A 20,543-nucleotide genomic window follows, 5' to 3' on the forward strand; every position below is an offset into this window, starting at 1 on the left:
AATGGCAGAAGTTATCAATCCGGCAATCGTGCCGAAAGTGACACTTCCATCCGGCGAGCAGGTTCCATGTGTCGGAATGGGAACATTCGGTTCTGACCGTGTATCCGCAGAGGATGTATCCGCAGCTGTTGCAGGCGCGATCCGCAGCGGCTACCGTATGTTTGACTGTGCTGCATGCTACGGAAACGAGCATGAGATTGGCCAGGTGTTCAAAGATGCTTTTGACGAAGGTGTTGTAGAGCGTAAAGATCTCTTCATCATGACAAAGGTATGGAACGACATGCACAGAAGAGTAGAGGAAGCATGTGACAAGAGCATCAGGGATCTTCAGTGTGATTATGTAGATATGTACTATATCCACTGGCCATTTCCGAACTACCATGCACCGGGATGTGATGTAGACTCCAGAAATCCTGATTCCAAGCCGTTCAGTGTTGAGGAGTTTATGGACACTTACCGTCAGTGCGAGGCACTGGTAGAAAAAGGAAAGATCCGTTATATCGGTATTTCCAATATGACCATTCCGAAGCTTGAGGCTGTTCTTCCTCTGATGAAGATCAAACCTGCAACCTGTGAGCTTGAGCTTCATGTATGCTTCCAGCAGCAGGAGCTTTACGATTATCTGGTAGCTCACAACATTCAGCCTGTAGGCTATATGCCGATCGGTTCTCCTCGCAGACCTGAGAGAGATATCTGTCCTGAAGATGTTGCTGATCTGGAAGTACCGGAGATGCAGACAATTGCAAAAGCACACGGTGTTCATCCGGCTCTGATCGCTCTGAAATGGGCTCATCAGAGAGGCGAGATATCCATCCCATTTTCTGTTCACAACTATGCAAGCAACCTGAAATGTGTGACAGAGGATCCGCTTACAGATGAAGAGATGGCAACCATTGCTACTCTGGAAAAAGGCAACCGTCTTGTAAAAGGCCAGGTATTCCTGTGGCATGGTGCAAATGACTGGCATGACCTCTGGGATGAAGATGGCGTGATCGTAAAATAATAAAATTCTGTGTGAGATATCACAGTACAAAGGCCTCATGTTCGATATATTGAACATGGGGCCTTTGTTACTGTTCGCTCTGTGACCAGCAACGAGCTTTTTTCACCGTGTAAAATGGACTAAGAAACTCTGTTGTAAATTATCACCAAACATGTTACCATGTAGGAGGTATAAACAGTTATTGTTCACATAGAAAGCAGTGATTTTTAACAAATAATGGCAGAAATGGTGAGAGGAGACTGCCGGGGGGATGTATAAAAAGAGCAGCAGAAACTGATCAGAGGGGGATGACAGAGATTATGTATCGTATTTTACTGGTAGATGATGAAATACTTGTTCGCGATGCGATCCGGGAGAACATTGACTGGAAAGCAATGGACTGTGAGCTGGTAGGAGACTGTGATAACGGGAAAGCAGCAGCGGAATTTGTACAGACACATCCGGTGGATATCGTGCTTACGGATATCCTTATGCCATATATGGATGGTATGGAACTGAGCCGTTTTCTCCATGACAATTACCCGGATATTGTGATCGTGATCTTCAGCGGATTCGGAGAATTTGAGTATGCGAAGAAGGCAATCCAGTACGATGTAAGTGAATATATGCTGAAGCCGGTGACAGCAATGGAACTCAGAAATGTCATCGAAAAAATGAAAGAGAAGGTGGACCAGCGAAGAAAAGAAAAAGAAAAGCTGGAACGTCTGACACAGACTTCCGAGAATTATCAGAAAAACGCCATTGTGATCCGTTCCAGAGCACTGCAGGGCTTTGTGGATAATATCAAGACACGGCAGGAAAGCCTGGAAGAGCTTGCAGCACTGGGAATCGACCTTGAGGCAGCTTGCTATCGTGTGGCTGTTTTTGAACTGGATCTGTATTCGGACAGCAGTCAGCTTACTGCGGAGAAACGTCAGGAGAGTGCACTGATGTCTTTTGTTCTTTTTAATATCAGTGATGAGATCATCAGTGAAGAAAAAGCAGGAGTGGCATATCAGGCCGGAAATAACAAGGTCGGTGCTCTTTTCATGGGAAACCGGACCAGAGAATTTGACCAGAAGATCATGGAGATCTGCAGGACGATCCAGGATAAGCTGAAGGAGCTGATGTCACTGGATATTTCTATCGGTGTGGGATGCTGGGCCAGAACCCAGCAGGAGCTCCAGTTATCCCATGAGCTTGCGGAGAAAGCTATTGAATACCGTTATCTTCTTGGCGGAAACCTTCTTATCAATATGGAAGAACGTCCGGAGGAGAATAGTCTTTCTATCAAAAACCATGTGGAGAAGCTGGTAGCTGCTCTGAAGGCAGGAAAAAAGGAGAACTCAGAGCATGTCCTGGAACAGATTTCGTCCGAGATCAAGGAAGCGCGTGTGGATAAGAGTCGTGCCTGCGTATATCTTCAGCAGATCATCCGTGCGGCAGATGAGACATGTGAGGATATGGTTCCGGACAGCAGGCTTTTTTCAAAAAGAGATGCACTTCTGCAGCAGGTTACAGAGCAGAATTCTTTTGACAGTGCCTTTGCACTGGTAAGGAATCATGTCGGAGAAATTTTCCGGAAACTCTCCGATGCAAACAGCTCCAGCGGACAGCGGCAGGCCAGACTTGCCCTGGATTACATACAGAAGAATTATATGGATCCGGATTTAAGCCTGAACAGCATCTGTTCTTATCTGAATATCAGCACCAGCTATTTCAGTACGATCTTTAAGGAGCTTACAGGAGAGACTTTTACAGAGGTTCTGATCCGTACCCGTATGGAGAAGGCGAAGGAGCTTCTGGAGAATACAACTATGAAGAATTATGAAATTGCCGAGAAAGTCGGATTTGCAGACCCTCATTATTTTGGAATTTCCTTCAAAAAAATGACCGGCTGCACGCCGACAGAATATGCGAGGGAGAAACGTAAATGAGAGATATCCGGTTTGCTGCAAGGATCATAGGAAAATTCAAAAGCATCCAGAGCGCGATCTTTGCGGTAGTGACGGTGCTGCTTTTAAGTGCGGTGCTGGTCATAACAGGTGTTTCTATGAGGTATACCCGGAATTCTATTTTTGAAAATTCCTCTGTTTACACACAGAATATCGTACAGCAGATGAATCAGAATATTGATTCCTATATTGATTATATGGAAAATATTGCCTATATGATCTCCAGCAATGAGGATGTACAGCAATATCTTTTTGGTGACAATGTGGACGATGGAACAAGAGAACGTCTGATCAATCAGTTTAAGACTATACTGGACGGGCGAAGTGATATCAGAAATCTTGGGATCATTGGAATTAATGGCCGTAAGCTGATCAATGATGGCAAGCAGTCTGTGAACCCGGATCTGAAGCTTTCCACCCAGGAATGGTATCTGGAAGCTTTACAGAAGCCGGAAGGACCGCTTCTTACATCTTCCCATGTACAGCACATTATCAGCGGAGATCGTCCGTGGGTAATTACCTTAAGCCGGGGGATCCGCAATTTTTCCAACCAAGGTGAAAAAGAGGGCGTTTTTTTTATTGACCTGAATTACAGCGCCATCAGTGAGCTCTGTGATCAGAATACCATTGGAAAAAAAGGATACGCATTCATTCTGGATGAAAGCGGAAATATTGTATACCATCCCCAGCAGCAGCAGCTTTATAATGAACTGCAGACCGAAAATATCGACCTGATTGTGAATTCAAAAGAAGATACGGTGCGTACCGGAAAGGGAAACAGAGGAAAGCTGTATTCCATTTCCAGATCTAATAAAACAGGATGGACTGTTGTGGGCTGCATGAGTGTCAGTGAGCTCCTGCGCAAAAGCAATCAGGCACAGAGCATTTATGTGCTTATTTCCGCATTTCTGATGATCGTGGCGCTGCTTTTTTCCAGCTTTCTGGCTAAGAGTCTTACTTATCCCCTTCAGCGTCTCAGGGATTCCATGTCCAGGGTACAGGAGGGGCATTTTGACGGAGCGGATGTGGAGATTGATTCGGAGAATGAGATCGGAAGTCTGACGAAATCTTTTAATGTGATGACACATCGGATACAGGATCTGATGGAACAGAATGTGAAGGAACAGGAAGCAAAGAGAAAAAGTGAGCTGAAGGCTCTTCAGTCTCAGATTAATCCGCATTTTCTTTACAATACTCTGGATTCGATCATCTGGATGGCAGAAGGCAGAAAATACGAGGAGGTTGTCCTGATGACAGCATCTCTGGCACGTCTTTTGCGGCAGAGTATCAGCAATGAGGATGAAGTGGTTCCTCTTGCAAGGGAAGTGGAGTATGCAAAGGGGTATCTTACGATCCAGAAGATGCGTTACAAGGACAAGCTGGAATTTGAGATCAATGTAGAACCTTCTATATTAAATATCCCGCTGATCAAGCTGGTTCTCCAGCCGATCATTGAAAATGCCATATATCATGGCCTGAAATATAAAGAGAGCAAGGGGCTTTTGCAGGTAAAAGGGTTTATGAAGGATGGAAATGCAGTTCTTCAGGTGATCGACAACGGAGTAGGTATGGATGAGGAAACACTGGCACATATTTATGATAAGCATAAGGTGAATTATCATTCCAATGGCGTGGGGGTTTATAATGTACAGAAACGTCTGCAGCTTTATTATGGAGAAAGTTACGGGATCACCTATGAAAGTGAAAAAGGTGTCGGAACAACTGCCACGATCACCATTCCGGGAATGCAGGAGGAATCAATATGAAAAAACACAGAAAACTCCTGACCTTTGGAGTAGTCATCTGCCTTGCAGCAGGACTTGTGGCCGGAATCTTCTATTATAAACAGACAGAGGAAGAGAGAAATTTATCACTGATCTATATTCCGAAGGTTGTGGATGGTAGCAATGATTTCTGGACTTCCCTGATCCAGGGAGCGGAGATGGCCGCAAAAGAATATAATGCAGATATCCGCGTATGGGCACCTGAGGAAGAGAATGATGTGGATGGTCAGAATAAGCTGATCAAAAGAGCAACAGAAGAAAAACCGGATGCGATCCTGATCTCTCCATCCAGCTTTACTGAATCGGACCAGCTTTTGAAGAGGGCAAAGGAACAGGGAATACATATTGCATTTATTGATTCCTATACCCAGGAAGCTGTCCAGGATCTCACTGTTGCGACCGATAATCTGGAAGCAGGGCAGCTTCTTGGCAGATTTGCAAAGGAGCTTGTGGAGGAGGATGACCAGATCGCAGTCGTTTCACATGTAAAAGGTGTATCTACGGCAGTTGAAAGAGAAAAAGGATTCCGTACAGGACTTGGCAGTCTGAAGGAGAATATCGTAGATGTGGTATACTGTGATTCTCAGTATGACAAGTCCTATGAACTCACAAAAGAACTGATGAAAAAATATCCGGACCTCAAGATGATCGCGGGAATGAATGAATATTCCTCTGTAGGTGCTGCAAGGGCAGTTAAAGCGGCAAAAGCAGAGAATCGGATCAGGGTAGTGGGAGTAGACAGCTCACAGGAGGCTGTTCAGCTGATGGAACACGGAGTATTCCAGGGGATCGTTGTGCAGAAGGCATTTAAGATGGGGTATGTAGGTGTTAGGGAAACCATTAAGATGCTGCGTGGCGAGGAATATAAAAAGAATGTTAATTCCGGATGTCAGCTGGTAACCCCAGATAATATGTATACCAGTGAGATCGAAAAACTGCTTTTTCCGTTTAATACGTTAAAAACACATGGCGATCTTACACCGTAAATAGTTGTAAATGCACAAAGAAAAAGGTTAAATATTTACCGTACAGTAAATATTTAACCTTTTTTTGCAAGATATTCTATTACAATTATTGACTTTTGACGGTATTATAATAACCAAGAAAACACAAGATACGTGCAAAACGTGAGGAGGGTAAAAATTGGAAAACTTAAAACAAAATCCAATCGTTAAGAAGCTCGGATTGAACAGAATACTTCTTGTCTGTGTTCTGATTCTCATGTTCCTGGTTTTTAAAGTAGTTCTTGGAAACAAGTTTCCGGCTGTTGATAGTATCAGATCTACTTTGAACTATGTGTACTTCCTGGGCTTTTTGTCACTTGGCGTTACATTCGTAATCGCTACAGGAGGAATTGATTTCTCCATCGGACCTGTAATGTTCTGCTGTGCACTGGTATCCGGTTACTGCATGACATCCTACAAGGTTCCGTGTGCAGTTGCCATGATCCTTTGCATTCTGATCGGTCTCTGCTTTGGTATTTTCAATGGCTGGATGGTTTCTTACATGTCAGTACCACCATTCATTATTTCCATGGCATCCATGAACATTGCAAAAGGTATTGCTTCTGTATTCACAAAAACACAGTCAGTAAGCTGGCCGGCAGCCAGTGAGGCAAACGGCTGGTTCCGTAATATCGTTTCCGTAAACGGTTTCCCTGTAGGAATCATTATCTTCCTGGGAATGGCAGTTATCTGCGGTATCGTTCTTTACAACACAAAACAAGGACGTTACATCCTCTGCCTTGGTTCCAACAAAGAGGCTGTCCGTCTTTCCGGTGTTAACACAAAGAAATGGGAAATGCTTGCTTATGTGATCTGCGGATTCTTGGTAGGTATTGCAGCACTCTTCTTTGTAGCTACATACACAACTGTTCAGCCTGGCTATGGCGATCAGTACAACAACGAGGCTATTGCAGGCTGCGTTATGGGTGGTACATCCATGGTTGGTGGACTTGCTTCCATCGGCGGTACTGTAATCGGCGTATTCATCATCTCTCTTCTTCAGCAGGGCATCATGGCATTTGGTCTTGGTAAAGGACAGCAGATGATCATCACAGGTATCATTGTTATCGTTGCAGTTTATATCGACGTTTCTGCAAGACGCAGAAAGAACTGATCTTAGAGGGAGGATGCGACAATGGGTGAAGTTATTTTAACTATGAAGGACATTGATAAGTCCTTTCCTGGAGTTCATGCTCTGGATCACGTTAATTTCGAAGTAAAACGCGGCGAAGTACATGCACTTATGGGAGAAAACGGTGCCGGTAAATCAACACTGATGAAGGTTCTTACCGGTATTTATCAGAAGGATTCAGGTTCCATCGTTTACAAAGGAAAGGAAACAGAATTTCACAATACACGTGAGGCACAGGATGCCGGCGTTGTAATCGTACATCAGGAGCTGAACATGGTAGGTGATCTTACTGTTGCTCAGAACATCTTCATCGGACGTGAGCCGAAGAAGGGTTTCCGCATTGATGACAAAAAGATGATCGAGGATTCCAAAAAGCTTTTTCAGGATCTGAACATTGAGATCAATCCGAAAGAAAAGATGAAAAACCTGACAGTCGGAAAACAGCAGATGTGTGAGATCGCAAAAGCAATTTCCCATAAAGCTGAGGTTATCATTTTTGATGAGCCTTCCGCAGCACTGACAGAGAAAGAGATCGCGGACCTGTTCGAGATCATCCGTGACCTTCGTAAGAAGAATCTTGGTATCGTATATATCTCTCACCGTATGGATGAGATCAAGACCATCACAGACCGTGTAACCGTTATGCGAGATGGTGGATATGTAGGAACTCTGATCACAAAAGACAGTACAAAAGAAGATATCATCAACATGATGGTTGGTCGTGTTATTTATGAAGATCCGAAACAGCAGAGTGCAGTTCCGGCAGATGCACCGGTAGTTCTTAAGGTTGAACATCTGAACGCAGGAAAGATGGTTCAAGATGTAAGCTTTGAACTGAAGAAAGGTGAGATCCTTGGTTTCTCAGGACTAATGGGGGCAGGACGTACCGAGACAGCCAGAGCACTGTTCGGAGCAGACCCGAAACAGAGTGGTAAGATCTCTGTTATGGGTAAAGATGGACAGCTTCACGAAGTTACCATCAACAGCCCGCAGGATGCTGTTAAATACGGTATCGGTTATCTGTCAGAGGACAGAAGAAGATACGGCTGTGTTGTACAGAAATCTGTAACAGAGAATACAACACTGGCAACAATGGAAGAGTTTACCAATGGTATCTTTATCAATAAAGCAAAAGAGAAAAAAGTTGCTGAGAAATATGTAAACGAACTTGCAACAAAGACACCTACAACAGATCAGCTGGTAGTAAACCTTTCCGGTGGTAACCAGCAGAAGGTTGTTATTGCTAAATGGCTGACACGAGACAGCGATATCCTTATTTTCGATGAGCCGACAAGAGGTATCGATGTTGGTGCCAAGAACGAAATCTACAAATTAATGAACAGACTGGCAGCAGAAGGCAAATCCATTATCATGATTTCTTCTGAGATGACGGAAGTTCTCCGAATGAGTGACCGTATCATCATCATGTGTGAGGGTAAAGTTACCGGATGTATTGATATCTCCGAGGCAACCCAGGAAAACATCATGGACAAGGCCACACGGAATATCGATTAAGGAGGAAAGTCATGACTAAGAAGAAAAAAAGTATTTTAAGTGATCAGAGATTTATTGTTTTGCTCGTTATCATTGTCCTGTGTGCAATATTCTCAGGCTTGAGTAAAGAATTCAGACAGTACACCACGATCCTGAGTATGCTGGATTTCTCATATTACGATCTTCTTATGGCGATCGGAGTTACATTCCCGCTTATCACTGGTGGTGTTGACCTGTCAATCGGAACTGGTATGGTAGCATACGCACTGATCGCCGGAACACTGATCAGAAACAACAATTGCCCGGTAGCTCTGGCAATGCTGATCTGTATTGTTCTTGGTATCGCAGTTGGTGCACTGAACGGTGTACTGATCGGTGTTATGAACCTGCCGCCATTTTTGGCAACACTTTGTACCTGTATGATCACCCGTGGTGCCGGATCTCTCTGCAGTGCGACACCTTGGCCGGGACTTACACAGGACGGTGGATGGTTCCACACAATCTTTAAAGTAACCGTTGGTACAGGAAGAAGTGCTTCACGTTATCCGCTCGGTTTCCTGTGGATGATCATTCTGGTTCTTCTTATGGAGTACATCCTGAACCACACCAAATTCGGTCGTTACACAATTGCAATCGGTTCCAACAAAGAGGCAGCAGCCCTTTCCGGAATCAATACAAAGTTCTATCACGTAATGGTATACGTTGTCTGCGGTCTGTTTACAGGTCTTGCAGCAATCGCATACGCAGCAGTAACACCTACTGTACAGCCTGGTACTGGTGCCGGACTTGAGATGGATGCTATCGGTGGTGTATTCGTTGGTGGTGTAGCAGCTACTGGTGGATATGGTTCCGTGATCGGTACATTCGTTGGTATCTTCGTCATCATGCTTCTGAAAACAGGTCTTCCATATATCGGCCTGCAGGCAAACTGGCAGCAGATCATCACTGGTATCGTTCTGATCGTAGCCGTTCTGATCGATATCTTGAAAGAGAAAAAAGCAGCACATTGATATTAAGAAGTGTGTATAATAAGTAAGGGTGCTGTTTACAGAGAAATGTGAACAGCACCCGATAATCAAAGATGTGAAACGCCAAGGGGTAGCAACGGCGTATGAACATAAAAAACTATATAATATATTTTAAGGAGGAAATATTATATGAAAGCAAAAAAGGTTATGGCATTAATGCTCTGTGCAGCAATGGTAACAAGCATGAGCGCAACAGCAGCTTTTGCAGCTGAGGAGAAAGAAGATGCAGCAACAGAGGAATCCGCAGATTCCACAGCAGCTGAGGATCCTACCGCACAGTTCGACGGACTGAAAGCAAACGAAGCTTATGAGTTCCCGATGATGGTTAAATCTTTCCAGTCTACATACTGGGATGCAGCTCAGGAAGGTATGAAGAAAGCATCTGAGGAGCTGGGCGTTACTTATAAAGCACAGGGACCGAACAGTGAGTCCGATATCGCCGACCAGGTTAACATGATCAACACAGCTATCGGCTCCAATCCTGTTGGATTAGGACTTGCAGCTTGCGATACATCTTCTGTTCAGGATGCTCTTAAGACATGTGCAGAAAAAGGTATCCCGGTTGTAACTTTCGATACAGGTATCGCTGATGCTCCGGAAGGATCTGTAGTATGCGAGGTTTGTACAGACAACGCACAGGCTGGTGCAGTAGCAGCTGAGAATATGTACAACTCCATTAAAGACGTTGTTAAAGATGCTGACGGACAGGTTATCATCGGTGAGGTTAACCAGGATGCAACAGCTCAGAACATTCAGCAGCGTGGTACTGGATTCATCAACAAGATGATCGAGCTTCTTCAGGCTGATGGCAAGACAGTTGCAGTAAGCGGTAACGAGTTCTATGTAAACGCAGCAGAGGGTGCTGACGCAGACGCTAAAGACGCTGACGTTGTTATCCAGGTAGCTGTTCCGGCACAGACAACTGTAGAGCTCTGCTCCACAGAGGCACAGGCAATCCTTTCCCAGGAGAACTGTATCGCAGTATTCGGTTCCAACCAGGTTTCTGCAGAGGGTGTTCTTGCAGCAAATGCTAACCTTAACGTTCTTGGTTCTGACCCGGCAAACGGTGATGTAGTTGGTGTTGGTTTCGATGCTGGTTCTATCATCAAAGCAGCTGTTAAAGATGGCACATTCATTGGTGCTGTTACACAGTCTCCTCTTATGATGGGATACTATGCAATCTACGCTCTGACAGCAGCAGCAAACGGCCAGGAGCTTCAGGATGTTCCTACAGACGGTTACTGGTATGATGCAACAAATATGGAAGACGAGAATATCGCTCCTAACCTTTATGACTAATCATATAATCGATCAGATCGTGAAGTTGTAATGAACGCGGATTGCGTTCACGAACGTAAAAATAAGAGATCCGCTGGCTGATTCAGTCAGCGGATTTTTTAAATAAATAACGCAGTGGATTGCGAATGTCCGCTGCTTTATTGCAAATAAAGACACTTTTTTTGACAAAAGAGGTTCTTATCACCGGAAGGATCCTGATGTATGATAAATACAACATCAGATATGAAAGTGATCAGAAGCTTACATATTGAGGAGGATTTAAAAATGGCAACATATTATTTGGCAGTAGATATCGGAGCATCCAGTGGACGTCACATTCTGGGACATATGGAAAACGGAAAAATGATCCTGGAAGAAATCTATCGTTTTGAGAACGGTATGGTTAAGAAAGACGGAGAACTCTGCTGGGAGTTTGACCGCCTTTTCAACGAGATTGTAAACGGTCTTAAGAAATGTAAAGAAATCGGCAAGATTCCGGTAAGCATGGGTGTTGACACATGGGGCGTTGACTTTGTACTTCTTGACAAAGATGACAACGTTCTCGGAAACACAGTAGGCTACCGTGATCATCGTACAGAGGGAATGGACGAGGAAGTTTACAAGACAATTTCCCTGAAAGATCTGTATGCAAGAACCGGTATCCAGAAAGCAATCTTCAACACAGTATATCAGCTGATGGCAGTTAAGAAGAAACATCCGGAGTATCTGGAGCAGGCCGAGACACTTCTTCATGTACCGGATTACTTCCATTTCCTTCTTACAGGAGAGAAGACCTGTGAGTACACTGAGGCAACAACAGGACAGCTTGTATGCCCGACAACAAAAGACTGGGATTACGAGCTGATCGACATGCTGGGATATCCGAAGAAGATCTTCCAGAAGCTGATCATGCCTGGTACAAGCATCGGACATTTAACAGACGCAGTAAAAGAGGCAGTTGGATTTGACCTTGAGGTTGTAGCACCGGCTACCCACGATACAGGCTCAGCAGTACTTGCCGTTCCTGCAAATGATGACGATTTCATCTACATCAGCTCAGGAACATGGTCTCTGATGGGAATCGAGAGAAAAGAAGCAGACTGCTCAGAGAAGAGCTGTGAGATGAACTTTACAAACGAGGGTGGATATGCAGGACGTTTCCGCTACCTGAAGAACATTATGGGTCTCTGGATGATCCAGTCCGTACGTCATGAGTTTGATGATGCATACAGCTTTGCTCAGATCTGCGAGATGGCTGAGGAGGCAAAAGATTTCCCGTCAAGAGTAGACGCAAACGATGAGTGTTTCCTTTCTCCTGAGAATATGACAAAAGAGGTTCAGGATTACTGTCGCAGAACAGGACAGAAGGTTCCGGAAACTCTTGGTGAGATCGCAACTGTTATCTACACAAGCCTTGCAGAGTGCTATGCAAAAATAGCCAAAGAGCTTGAGGAGATGACAGGAAGAACCTACAGCCGTATCCATATCGTAGGCGGTGGTTCCAATGCAGGATACTTAAATGAGCTGACTGCAAAAGCTACAAAGAAAGAAATCCATGCAGGCCCTGGTGAGGCTACTGCAATCGGTAATATCACAGCACAGATGCTGAAGGCCGAGGAGTTCAAAACTATCGAGGAGGCTCGTACAACCATCCATGAGTCCTTCGGTATCAAAGTATACAAAGCATAAATAATTGGAGGTTTTATTATGTTAGTTAACACAAAGGCAAAAGTTGGTGTATTTTCAATTGCTTTAGGCGCATATCTTCCGCAGTTTCCGTCACTGGTGCCGGAATTTGAGGCACAGTACGACGCATTCAAGAAAACGATCCCGGATACAGTAGAGATCGTTGACGGCGGAATGGTGACAACAAAAGAGCAGGCAATGGTGGCAGGAGATAAGTTCCGTGCAGCAGATGTTGATCTTGTATTTCTTCAGATGCTGACATATGCTACATCCTACAACATGCTTCCTGCGATCCGTGATCTGGATGTTCCGGTTGTTCTTGTAAACGTTCAGAAGATCAAAGCGCTGGATTATGAGCACACTGACATTGCCTCCTGGCTGGGTGAAGGCTATGCATGCGGTGCTGTAGGCGAGGCAGTTGCTGACCTTGAGAGAGCAGGCAAGAGACATGCGGTTATCACAGGCGTTGTAGAAGGCGGAGATCCTGCAGTTCAGGCTGAGATCGAAGACTGGTGCAAGGCTGCTCAGGTAAGAAGAAGATTCCGTGAGACTAACATTGCACAGATCGGAAGACCATATCCGGGTATGATGGATCTGTATATTGATGAGACAAACCTCTATAACAGAATGTTCCTCTACACAAAACAGTTCGACTGGGAGAAGATGTGGGCGATCGCTGATGATATCACAGACGAGGAAGCAATCCGTGCAAAGGCACAGGATATCCTTGATACATTCGATATTGAGGGCGGCGGCACAATCGAGAAAGTATGGGATATGGCTAAATACGTTGTTGCTTTTGAGAAATGGGTAAAAGACGAGCATCTTGGAATGATCGCTTCCCATTACGATGGATTTGCACAGGGTAAAGCAGGTGTCCTTGACAGTATGCTGATCCCGGCATTCTCCATGCTGATCAAACAGGGTACTGCATGTGCTGTAGAGGGTGACATGAAGGTTGCCATGGCAATGAGTATCTTAAAGACAATTTCTGGTACAGGTCAGCTTTCTGAGATGTACTCCATTGACTTCAATGATGATATCTGCATCATCGGACATTCCGGAAGCGGCGACGCTGACATCTCTGACAAGAAGCCAACCATGAAGATCGTAAAAGTATTCCATGGCAAAACAGGTGGCGGATATTTGACACAGTTCTATCCGTACACAGGTCCGGTGACCTACCTTGCAATCACTCAGGATAAAGACGGAAACTTCAAATTCGTTGTAGCTGAGGGCGTAAACGAGGAAGGACCAATCCTTTCCTTCGGTGATACAAACATGAGAACACGCTTCACATGCGGAGCAAGAGAGTTTGTTAACCGTTGGAGTGAGGCTGGCCCGACACATCATATGGCAGCTGCTACAGGAAGACACATCGATACGATCCTGAAGGTTGCAAAAATCTTTAACGTACCGGTAGATATCGTGACAAGATAAATTCTTTCTTATATATTCAACCTAAAACATATTCAGAAAAGGAGACTGCGCGGAGCGGTCTCCTTTTTCATTGGAAAAATAAAAAATCTGCCGGAAATGCAGCTGGCAGATTCGGCAGATCAAAGCTTTGAATTTTTATTTTTTATGCATAAGTGTATGCTCCATGGAAAGCTCATTATGCAGCTGAATGGAAGACCAGTGCTGAGTTACAGGTGTGAGCATGGCCTTCAGTGCAACAGAGGGAATCTGGTTTTCACGGAAAAAAGCAAGAAAATCATCCATCTGTTCACTGGAAAAATCCTTCAGTACGATCATTTCATCGGTGAAATTGCTTCCCAGATTAAACCGGGAAGAGGGCTGAAATCCCGGAATCTCAAAAAGATATCCCAGCGGATGAAGAAATTCCGGTGCTGTGATGATTCGTGTCTTAACCTTCTGACGGTTCAGATAGCGGCGGATTTGGCGAAGACGTTCAGGATCATTAAAATTATATAAAAGTGCAGCTGGCTGTGTATTCATATAATGTCATACCTCATTTCTGAATATAGATTTTTCTGGAACGTTTTGTATTTTAAAGGACAGGAAAAGTATCTATATAAAAAGTCTGTAAATTACTTTTCGCGATGTGCAGGGAAACGGATCTCAACCTCCGTCCCCTCTCCAGGCTTGCTGGAATAAGTAAGTCCGTAATCATTTCCGTAAAGGATCTGAAGTCTCCGGTGCGTATTATAAACAGCAATATTTGTGCCTCCGGACTGGCTGTTTCCGTTTCCGGAGAGAATAGTGGAAAGGATCTCAGGTGGAATTCCAACACCATCATCAGAAACAAGAAGAACAACATCTTCATTTTCCATCCATCCTGTAATTACGATCGTACCGGACTTGGATTCTTTTTCCAGGATTCCGTGAAGAATGGAATTCTCCACAACGGGCTGAAGAGTCAGCTTCGGGATCTGGTATTCCGACAGCTCATCCGGGATATCCGTGATCAGCTCAATGCTGTCATGGTAGCGCATATTCTGGAGTTGCACGTAGATGGTTACATGCTCCAGCTCCCTTGCAATGGTAGAGATTCCTTTTTGGCGGCTCAGGGTCAGCTTATAAAAACGGGAAAGACTCTGCACAGCGTGACTGATCTCATCAGTCTGTCCCTGCAGTGCCATCCAGTTGATCATATCCATGGTGTTATAAAGAAAATGTGGATTGATCTGTGCCTGGAGGGAGTTAAATTCCGCAATCCGGAGATCTTCGGCGGCCTTTGCCTGCGTTTTCATCAGCTCATCCATTTTTCGGGTCATATAGTTATAGGTGTCAATCAGATCACCAATCTCATCATGGGCAGAAGGACTGTCCATGGGAGTAGGCGGGCCGTGGCGGACGGTCTGCATCTGCCGGATCACAGAAGAGAGTCTTCCGGTAATGGAGTGAGCCAGTACGTTGGCAAAAATAAGAGCCAGAACCAGAAAAACGGCGTAGATAAGCGCAATCTGGATCATCAGCCGGTTGCTCTCATGGATTAGCGGCGGTGAAGGCAGTACTGTTACCATAAACCAGTCCGTATTGGAAATACTGTAAAAACCGGCATAAACCTTTGTGTCCAGAATGTTCCGCTCAATGAAGTTATTGGAAGACATAAAGGAAGCCTTGATGGTGTCGTAATCCAGTTGGTAGATTCCGGATAATGACGGATCTGAGGTAGCAACAATGGCATCACGTTCGTTTACAATATATGAAACACTTCCTTCCAGAGATAGATTGTCGGAAAGAATGGAGGTAAGCTTGTCATCGGAATAATACACTGCAAGATAAGCCTTATAGGCAGTGGAGTGATAATAAAGGCTTAAGGGGCAGATATATGCCATATCACCATAATTCTTTTTTTCCCTGGAGCCAAGATAGAAGGAAGGACAGAACATTTCCTGGGCGTTCCGGTTTCCCTGAAAGATACCGTACCAGTAGGTGCCTTTCGCCTGACTTAAGGGAGCAAGGATATTCGCTGTGTTGGGATAAGTATCCAGTTCTTTCAGATCATCAGGAAAATCCACATAGATCCGTACATCGGTAACAATGGAATCTGTGGTCAGACGCTGAACGGCATTTTTAAAATCAATGGCATGGTTGGAGGTGGCAAGCTTTTCTGCTGAATCGCTGACCGGCATATAAAAAAGCTCCTGAAAAAAATTCTGTCCTGTAATATTCCGGGTGGTAGCAAGAATCGTATCCATAGTCCGTTCGATCAGAGGTGCAGTTTTTGCGGAGGCGTCCTGTTCCTGCCGGATGGTATTGGAAACCACCATGTTATAAAGTCTTCCATAAAAAAGAAAGACAGTAAGAAATGCAGGAACTATCACAATGCTGATCAGGGCAATGGTGAATTTGGTCTGCAGGCTTAGATTCAGGTAGCCGTTTTTGAAACGGCGCCAGAGGGCCCTCATGACATTTTCTCCCGGTATTCAGAAGGGGAAAAGCCGGAGTATTTTTTGAAGCTTTTTCCGAAGTAATTGCCATCCGTATAGCCCACCTTGGAAGAAATCTCGGAAATTTTGTATCTGGGATCGGAAAGCAGCTGTTTGGCCTTTTCCATCCGGTACTCTGTCAGATACTGATTGAGAGTCTGTCCGGTCTCGTTTTTGAAAAAGGTGCATACATAAGAGGTGGAAAGGTATACATGTCCGCTGATATCTTTTACGGAAAGAGTATCGTTCATGTAGTTCCGGCTGATGTAATCCTTGATCATAAAGATAGTGGAATTTTCCGGCTGGGAATTTTTGGCATCTTCAAAATACTGGGCGGCTTTTTCTTTCAGAGCTTTGTGAAGCTCTTCGTAGGTAAAAGCGTTGTTCAGAGTATCCATGATCAGATCCTGTTTTTCATGAAGCTCCGATCCTATCTGATTTTTTTTACGGGAAGCTGAAAGTGCATTAAACAGCTGGTAATAAAGATCACGGATCTGATTAGGAATAAATGTGTGATTGCAGCTGTAATACCGGAAAAGCTCTTCAAGAAACTGAAAACAGTGTTCTTCCTCGCCGGCCAGGAGATAGTTGGAAAAGGTATTTTCCGGTGACTGTAGGGAGTCCGGAACCGGCCCTTTTGAAGGTAGCTGGGTTATGATATTTTCTGTGAGAAATGTTTTTTCCGGAAAGAAAAAGCAGTTCTGCAGAAGAATCACGGCGGAAGCATAGGACTGATAAACCATGGAAATATCTGTTACAGTAGTTCCGGCTGCGATCAGATGCTTTCCGCAGCTGTCATACTGTCTGGAAATATAGCTTCCTACTGCGGAAAGTGTTGCCGGGGAAAGAGCATTTGTTCCATATATATGGTGGACCAGATATTGAACTCTTTTTTCCACAAAAAGACATTTCAGATGATAATGTTCCAGAAAACGGGAAATGTCAGTCAGGAGATCCTCCAGGAAAATGCCGGAGGCTTCCACAGATTCATTAAGCTTCACAATTACAGAAGTAAAATTCATACCGGGTTCAAGAAGCTCCGGCTGTTCCAGCTCCAGACAGAGATCTGCGATCCTGGTGCTGTCGGACGGGGGAAGCGTCAGCTGCTGTGCCAGCCGGGTAGCGATTTCCTGGGAATGGATCGCTTCGCCACGATGGGAGCGGAGCTTTTGCTTGTAAAGAGTTTCTGCTTCGAGAACTGCTGCCCGTACTTCTTCGGGATGCAGAGGTTTTTCGATGTAATTGACGGCTTTTAATTTGATGGCAGCTTTCAGATACTCTTTGTCAGAATATCCGCTCATAAAGATAGGGATACTGTCCGGCAGGAATTTCTCCAGTCGTTCCAGCATGGCAATGCCTGTCATCCGCGGCATCCGAACATCGCAGAGAATGATCTCAGGTTTATACAGTCTGGCCATTTCCAGTCCATTCACACCATCGTCTGCCTGAAGGATCTCGGTAATTCCCAGAGAATCCCAGTCAATAGATGAGATCAATCCGGTACGAGTAAGTTCTTCGTCATCAACGATCAGTAATTTCATATACAATTCTCCAATCGAGCATAGCTTCATAGCTTTGTAAATCGGACGTTTAAAGTTCTGTTTATATTCACAGAAAACCGTAACGTCAACGTTACTATTATAGCACAAAGTATATAGAAATACGAGAATGTGGCAATGGTTTATGAGTAATATTTTACAGGGAAAAGAAGAATATTTTACCCTTATCCAAAAATATTCCCATTATCAACCTGTGGGCCGGATGATAGAATATAATCAGATTAAAGGAAAGGGAGGAGAAAGAGCCGTGTCAGAATATGTTCTTGAATTAAAAGGTATTACGAAGATATTCCCCGGTGTCAAAGCTCTGAATAATGTACAGTTCCAGCTCAAACCTGGCGAAGTTCACGCGCTGATGGGTGAGAATGGTGCTGGTAAATCTACGTTTATCAAGGTTATTACCGGAGTACATAAAGCAGAAGAGGGTGAGATGTTCCTGAATGGACAGAAGGTTGACTTCAAAGGTCCGAAGGATGCCCAGGAGGCAGGTATTGCAGCCGTATATCAGCATCCGACATCATATCCGCACCTCACAGTTGCAGAAAATATTTTTATGGGTCATGAGATCATCAAACATCATATGATCCAGTGGAAAGAGATGAACCAGGAGGCGAACAAGTACTTAGGTGAGCTGGATGCAGATTTCGATGCAACAGCAGAGATGGGTACACTTTCCGTTGCGCAGCAGCAGATGGTTGAGATCGCCAAGGCACTTTCCACAAATGCAAAGATCATCATTCTGGATGAGCCGACAGCAGCACTTACCAGAAACGAGTCTGAGAAGCTTTACACACTGGTTGACAAGCTGAAAGAGAATGGTGTTTCCATTATCTTTATTTCCCACCGTTTTGAGGATATGTACCGTCTGGCTTCCAGAGTTACCGTATTCCGTGATTCACAGTATATCGGAACCTACGATGTAAACGGAATCACAAACGCAGATCTGATCAAAGCAATGGTTGGACGTGAGATCAATGATCTGTTCCCGAAGCCGGAGGTTGAGCTGGGAGATGAGATGCTTCGTATCGAACATCTTTCCAGAACAGGATTTTTCAAGGATGTTTCCTTCAATGTACGTGCAGGCGAGATCGTAGGTCTTACCGGTCTGGTTGGTGCAGGACGTACAGAGGTTATGGAAGCTGTCAGTGGAATCACCCGTCCGGACGAAGGAAAGGTTTTCCTTGAGGGAAAAGAGGTTTATATCAAGACTCCTTCCGAAGCAATGGAAAAAGGTATCATCCTTCTTCCAGAGGACAGACAGAAGCAGGGTCTGGTCATGAGCTGGGGACTTGGAAGAAACGTAACACTTCCGATCATCAGCAAATATGCAAAATCCGGATTCAATGATGAGAAGGCAGAAAGAGAGCTTTCCAAGAAGCTTCTTGAGGAAGTAGATACCAAGGCTGTTGATATCTTCCAGCCGGCAAGCTCACTGTCCGGTGGTAACCAGCAGAAGGTTGTTGTTGCCAAGGCGCTTGCTCAGGAAATGAAGGTCGTTATCATGGATGAGCCGACAAAGGGTGTTGATGTTGGTGCGAAAGCCGAGATTTATGCGATCATGGGAGATCTTGCGAAGAAGGGCTATGCTATCATCCTTATCTCTTCCGAGATGCCTGAGATCCTTGGAATGTCTGACCGTATTATCGTTATGTGCAACGGCCGTAAGACAGGTGAACTGAACAGAGGAGAGGCTACACAGGAAGGAATCCTTGAACTGTCCATGGAAAAGAGCACCGGAAAGGGGACTAAATAATGGAAAAGAAATCTGTCATCAAGAAGATTACAGGCTCCCGAGAGGCTCTGCTGGCAATTATCGTGATCGTGCTGTTTGCAGTTGTCACAGTGATCAGTCCGTCATTCCTTACGCCGAAGTCCCTCATGGAGATGTTGAAAAATAATGCAGTAACAATGGTAATGTCACTTGGTATGTTATGTGTCATGCTGGTAGGCGGAATCGATATTTCCATTATGTCAACCTTGGCACTTTCCGGTATGTCAATCGGTATGCTGCTGAAATACGGACATATCACAAGCACATTACTTGCTTTCATCATTGCAATGGCAATCGGTATTGCCTGCGGACTTGTTGTAGGCCTTGTGATCTCAAGAGCAAACGTACCGCCAATCATTGCAACCATGGGCTTTATGTACATCTACAGAGCAATGGGTTATCTTGTTTCCCACGGTGGTGAGTGGGCAAGTGCCGCAGCTCTTGGTGAGTTTAAAAATTTTGCAACAACCAACTTCCTTGGAATCAACAAGGTTATCTGGGTAATTATCGTATGCTATGTGGTATTCTTCTTCTTTATGAAATGGACAAGAACAGGACGAAGAATCTATGCAGTAGGAAGTAATGCAAGTGCAGCTCAGGTTTCCGGTATCAATGCGAAGAATATCAACCTTCTTGTATATGTGATCATGGGATTCCTCGCAGGTCTTGGCGGAGCACTTCAGGTATCTGTTTATGCTTCTGCAATGCCTGATATGCAGTACGGCGGTGAGATGGATGTTATCGCAGCCTGTGTTATCGGTGGTGTAAGCATGAGTGGTGGACGTGGAACAGTAGTTGGTGCGTTCCTTGGTTCCATTATCCTTGCAACGATCGCAAAAGCTCTTCCGCTTGTAGGTATCAGTTCCCTGTGGCAGAATATGATCAAGGGTGTTATCATCCTGGTAGTAGTTGTGATCAATGTTATCCTGCAGAGAATCGCAGACAAAAACGCATTAAAGGGAAGGGAGATGTAA

At 44.7% G+C, this 20,543-nt stretch carries 15 protein-coding genes; 12 read left to right on the forward strand and 3 right to left on the reverse strand.

The window, feature by feature from the left end; genetic code table 11:
• Position 1 precedes the first annotated feature (1 nt).
• The 10 genes from AC04Q4_RS16165 (at position 2) to AC04Q4_RS16210 (ending at position 13,783) form a co-directional block, all read left to right on the forward strand.
• Complete coding sequence (locus tag AC04Q4_RS16165) at positions 2-1,003, forward strand: aldo/keto reductase (RefSeq protein ID WP_173755932.1); 1,002 nt, start codon at positions 2-4, stop codon at positions 1,001-1,003.
• A 299-nt stretch (positions 1,004-1,302) separates the two neighbouring features.
• Positions 1,303-2,919, forward strand: coding sequence for a response regulator (locus AC04Q4_RS16170; RefSeq protein ID WP_476389290.1), 1,617 nt, complete (start codon positions 1,303-1,305; stop codon positions 2,917-2,919).
• A complete protein-coding gene (locus AC04Q4_RS16175; RefSeq protein WP_173738282.1) occupies positions 2,916-4,703 on the forward strand; it encodes a cache domain-containing sensor histidine kinase in 1,788 nt (595 codons plus the stop codon). The genes AC04Q4_RS16170 and AC04Q4_RS16175 overlap by 4 nt, the downstream gene beginning before the upstream one ends.
• Positions 4,700-5,707: a substrate-binding domain-containing protein gene (locus AC04Q4_RS16180; RefSeq protein WP_476389291.1), complete on the forward strand. Its 1,008-nt coding sequence runs from the start codon at positions 4,700-4,702 to the stop codon at positions 5,705-5,707. The genes AC04Q4_RS16175 and AC04Q4_RS16180 overlap by 4 nt, the downstream gene beginning before the upstream one ends.
• A 157-nt stretch (positions 5,708-5,864) precedes the next feature.
• Positions 5,865-6,839, forward strand: coding sequence for an ABC transporter permease (locus AC04Q4_RS16185; RefSeq protein ID WP_021977849.1), 975 nt, complete (start codon positions 5,865-5,867; stop codon positions 6,837-6,839).
• 21 nt (positions 6,840-6,860) lie between these two features.
• Positions 6,861-8,372, forward strand: coding sequence for a sugar ABC transporter ATP-binding protein (locus AC04Q4_RS16190; RefSeq protein ID WP_173738280.1), 1,512 nt, complete (start codon positions 6,861-6,863; stop codon positions 8,370-8,372).
• A gap of 11 nt (positions 8,373-8,383) precedes the next feature.
• Complete coding sequence (locus AC04Q4_RS16195) at positions 8,384-9,361, forward strand: ABC transporter permease (protein ID WP_021977851.1); 978 nt, start codon at positions 8,384-8,386, stop codon at positions 9,359-9,361.
• 147 nt (positions 9,362-9,508) lie between these two features.
• Entirely contained in the window at positions 9,509-10,678 is a 1,170-nt protein-coding gene (locus AC04Q4_RS16200; protein WP_476389292.1) for a substrate-binding domain-containing protein, read from the forward strand.
• A 264-nt stretch (positions 10,679-10,942) separates the two neighbouring features.
• Positions 10,943-12,346 carry a rhamnulokinase gene (gene rhaB / locus AC04Q4_RS16205; RefSeq protein ID WP_173738279.1) on the forward strand — a complete coding sequence of 468 codons (1,404 nt, stop codon included), beginning with the start codon at positions 10,943-10,945 and terminating at the stop codon, positions 12,344-12,346.
• Between the two features lie 18 nt (positions 12,347-12,364).
• Entirely contained in the window at positions 12,365-13,783 is a 1,419-nt protein-coding gene (locus tag AC04Q4_RS16210; RefSeq protein ID WP_118368701.1) for an arabinose isomerase, read from the forward strand.
• A gap of 135 nt (positions 13,784-13,918) precedes the next feature.
• Here AC04Q4_RS16210 and AC04Q4_RS16215 read toward each other — a convergent pair whose 3' ends face one another.
• The 3 genes from AC04Q4_RS16215 to AC04Q4_RS16225 all read right to left on the reverse strand — a co-directional run bounded on the left by AC04Q4_RS16215 (position 13,919) and on the right by AC04Q4_RS16225 (position 17,780).
• Positions 13,919-14,302, reverse strand: coding sequence for a DUF3783 domain-containing protein (locus AC04Q4_RS16215; protein ID WP_173738278.1), 384 nt, complete (start codon positions 14,300-14,302; stop codon positions 13,919-13,921).
• A gap of 92 nt (positions 14,303-14,394) precedes the next feature.
• Entirely contained in the window at positions 14,395-16,218 is a 1,824-nt protein-coding gene (locus AC04Q4_RS16220; RefSeq protein WP_476389293.1) for a histidine kinase, read from the reverse strand.
• A complete protein-coding gene (locus tag AC04Q4_RS16225) occupies positions 16,215-17,780 on the reverse strand; it encodes a response regulator (RefSeq protein WP_476389294.1) in 1,566 nt (521 codons plus the stop codon). The genes AC04Q4_RS16220 and AC04Q4_RS16225 overlap by 4 nt, the downstream gene beginning before the upstream one ends.
• 265 nt (positions 17,781-18,045) lie before the next feature.
• Between AC04Q4_RS16225 and AC04Q4_RS16230 the strand changes: the two genes are divergently transcribed.
• Together AC04Q4_RS16230 and AC04Q4_RS16235 are read left to right on the forward strand one after the other, a co-directional pair.
• Positions 18,046-19,551 (forward strand): sugar ABC transporter ATP-binding protein, encoded by a 1,506-nt coding sequence (locus tag AC04Q4_RS16230; protein ID WP_173738275.1) that lies wholly within the window; start codon positions 18,046-18,048, stop codon positions 19,549-19,551.
• On the forward strand, positions 19,551-20,543 hold the full coding sequence (locus AC04Q4_RS16235) for an ABC transporter permease (RefSeq protein WP_173738274.1): 993 nt from the start codon (positions 19,551-19,553) through the stop codon (positions 20,541-20,543). The genes AC04Q4_RS16230 and AC04Q4_RS16235 overlap by 1 nt, the downstream gene beginning before the upstream one ends.

Source organism: Blautia sp. HA8986 (genome assembly GCF_056504635.1).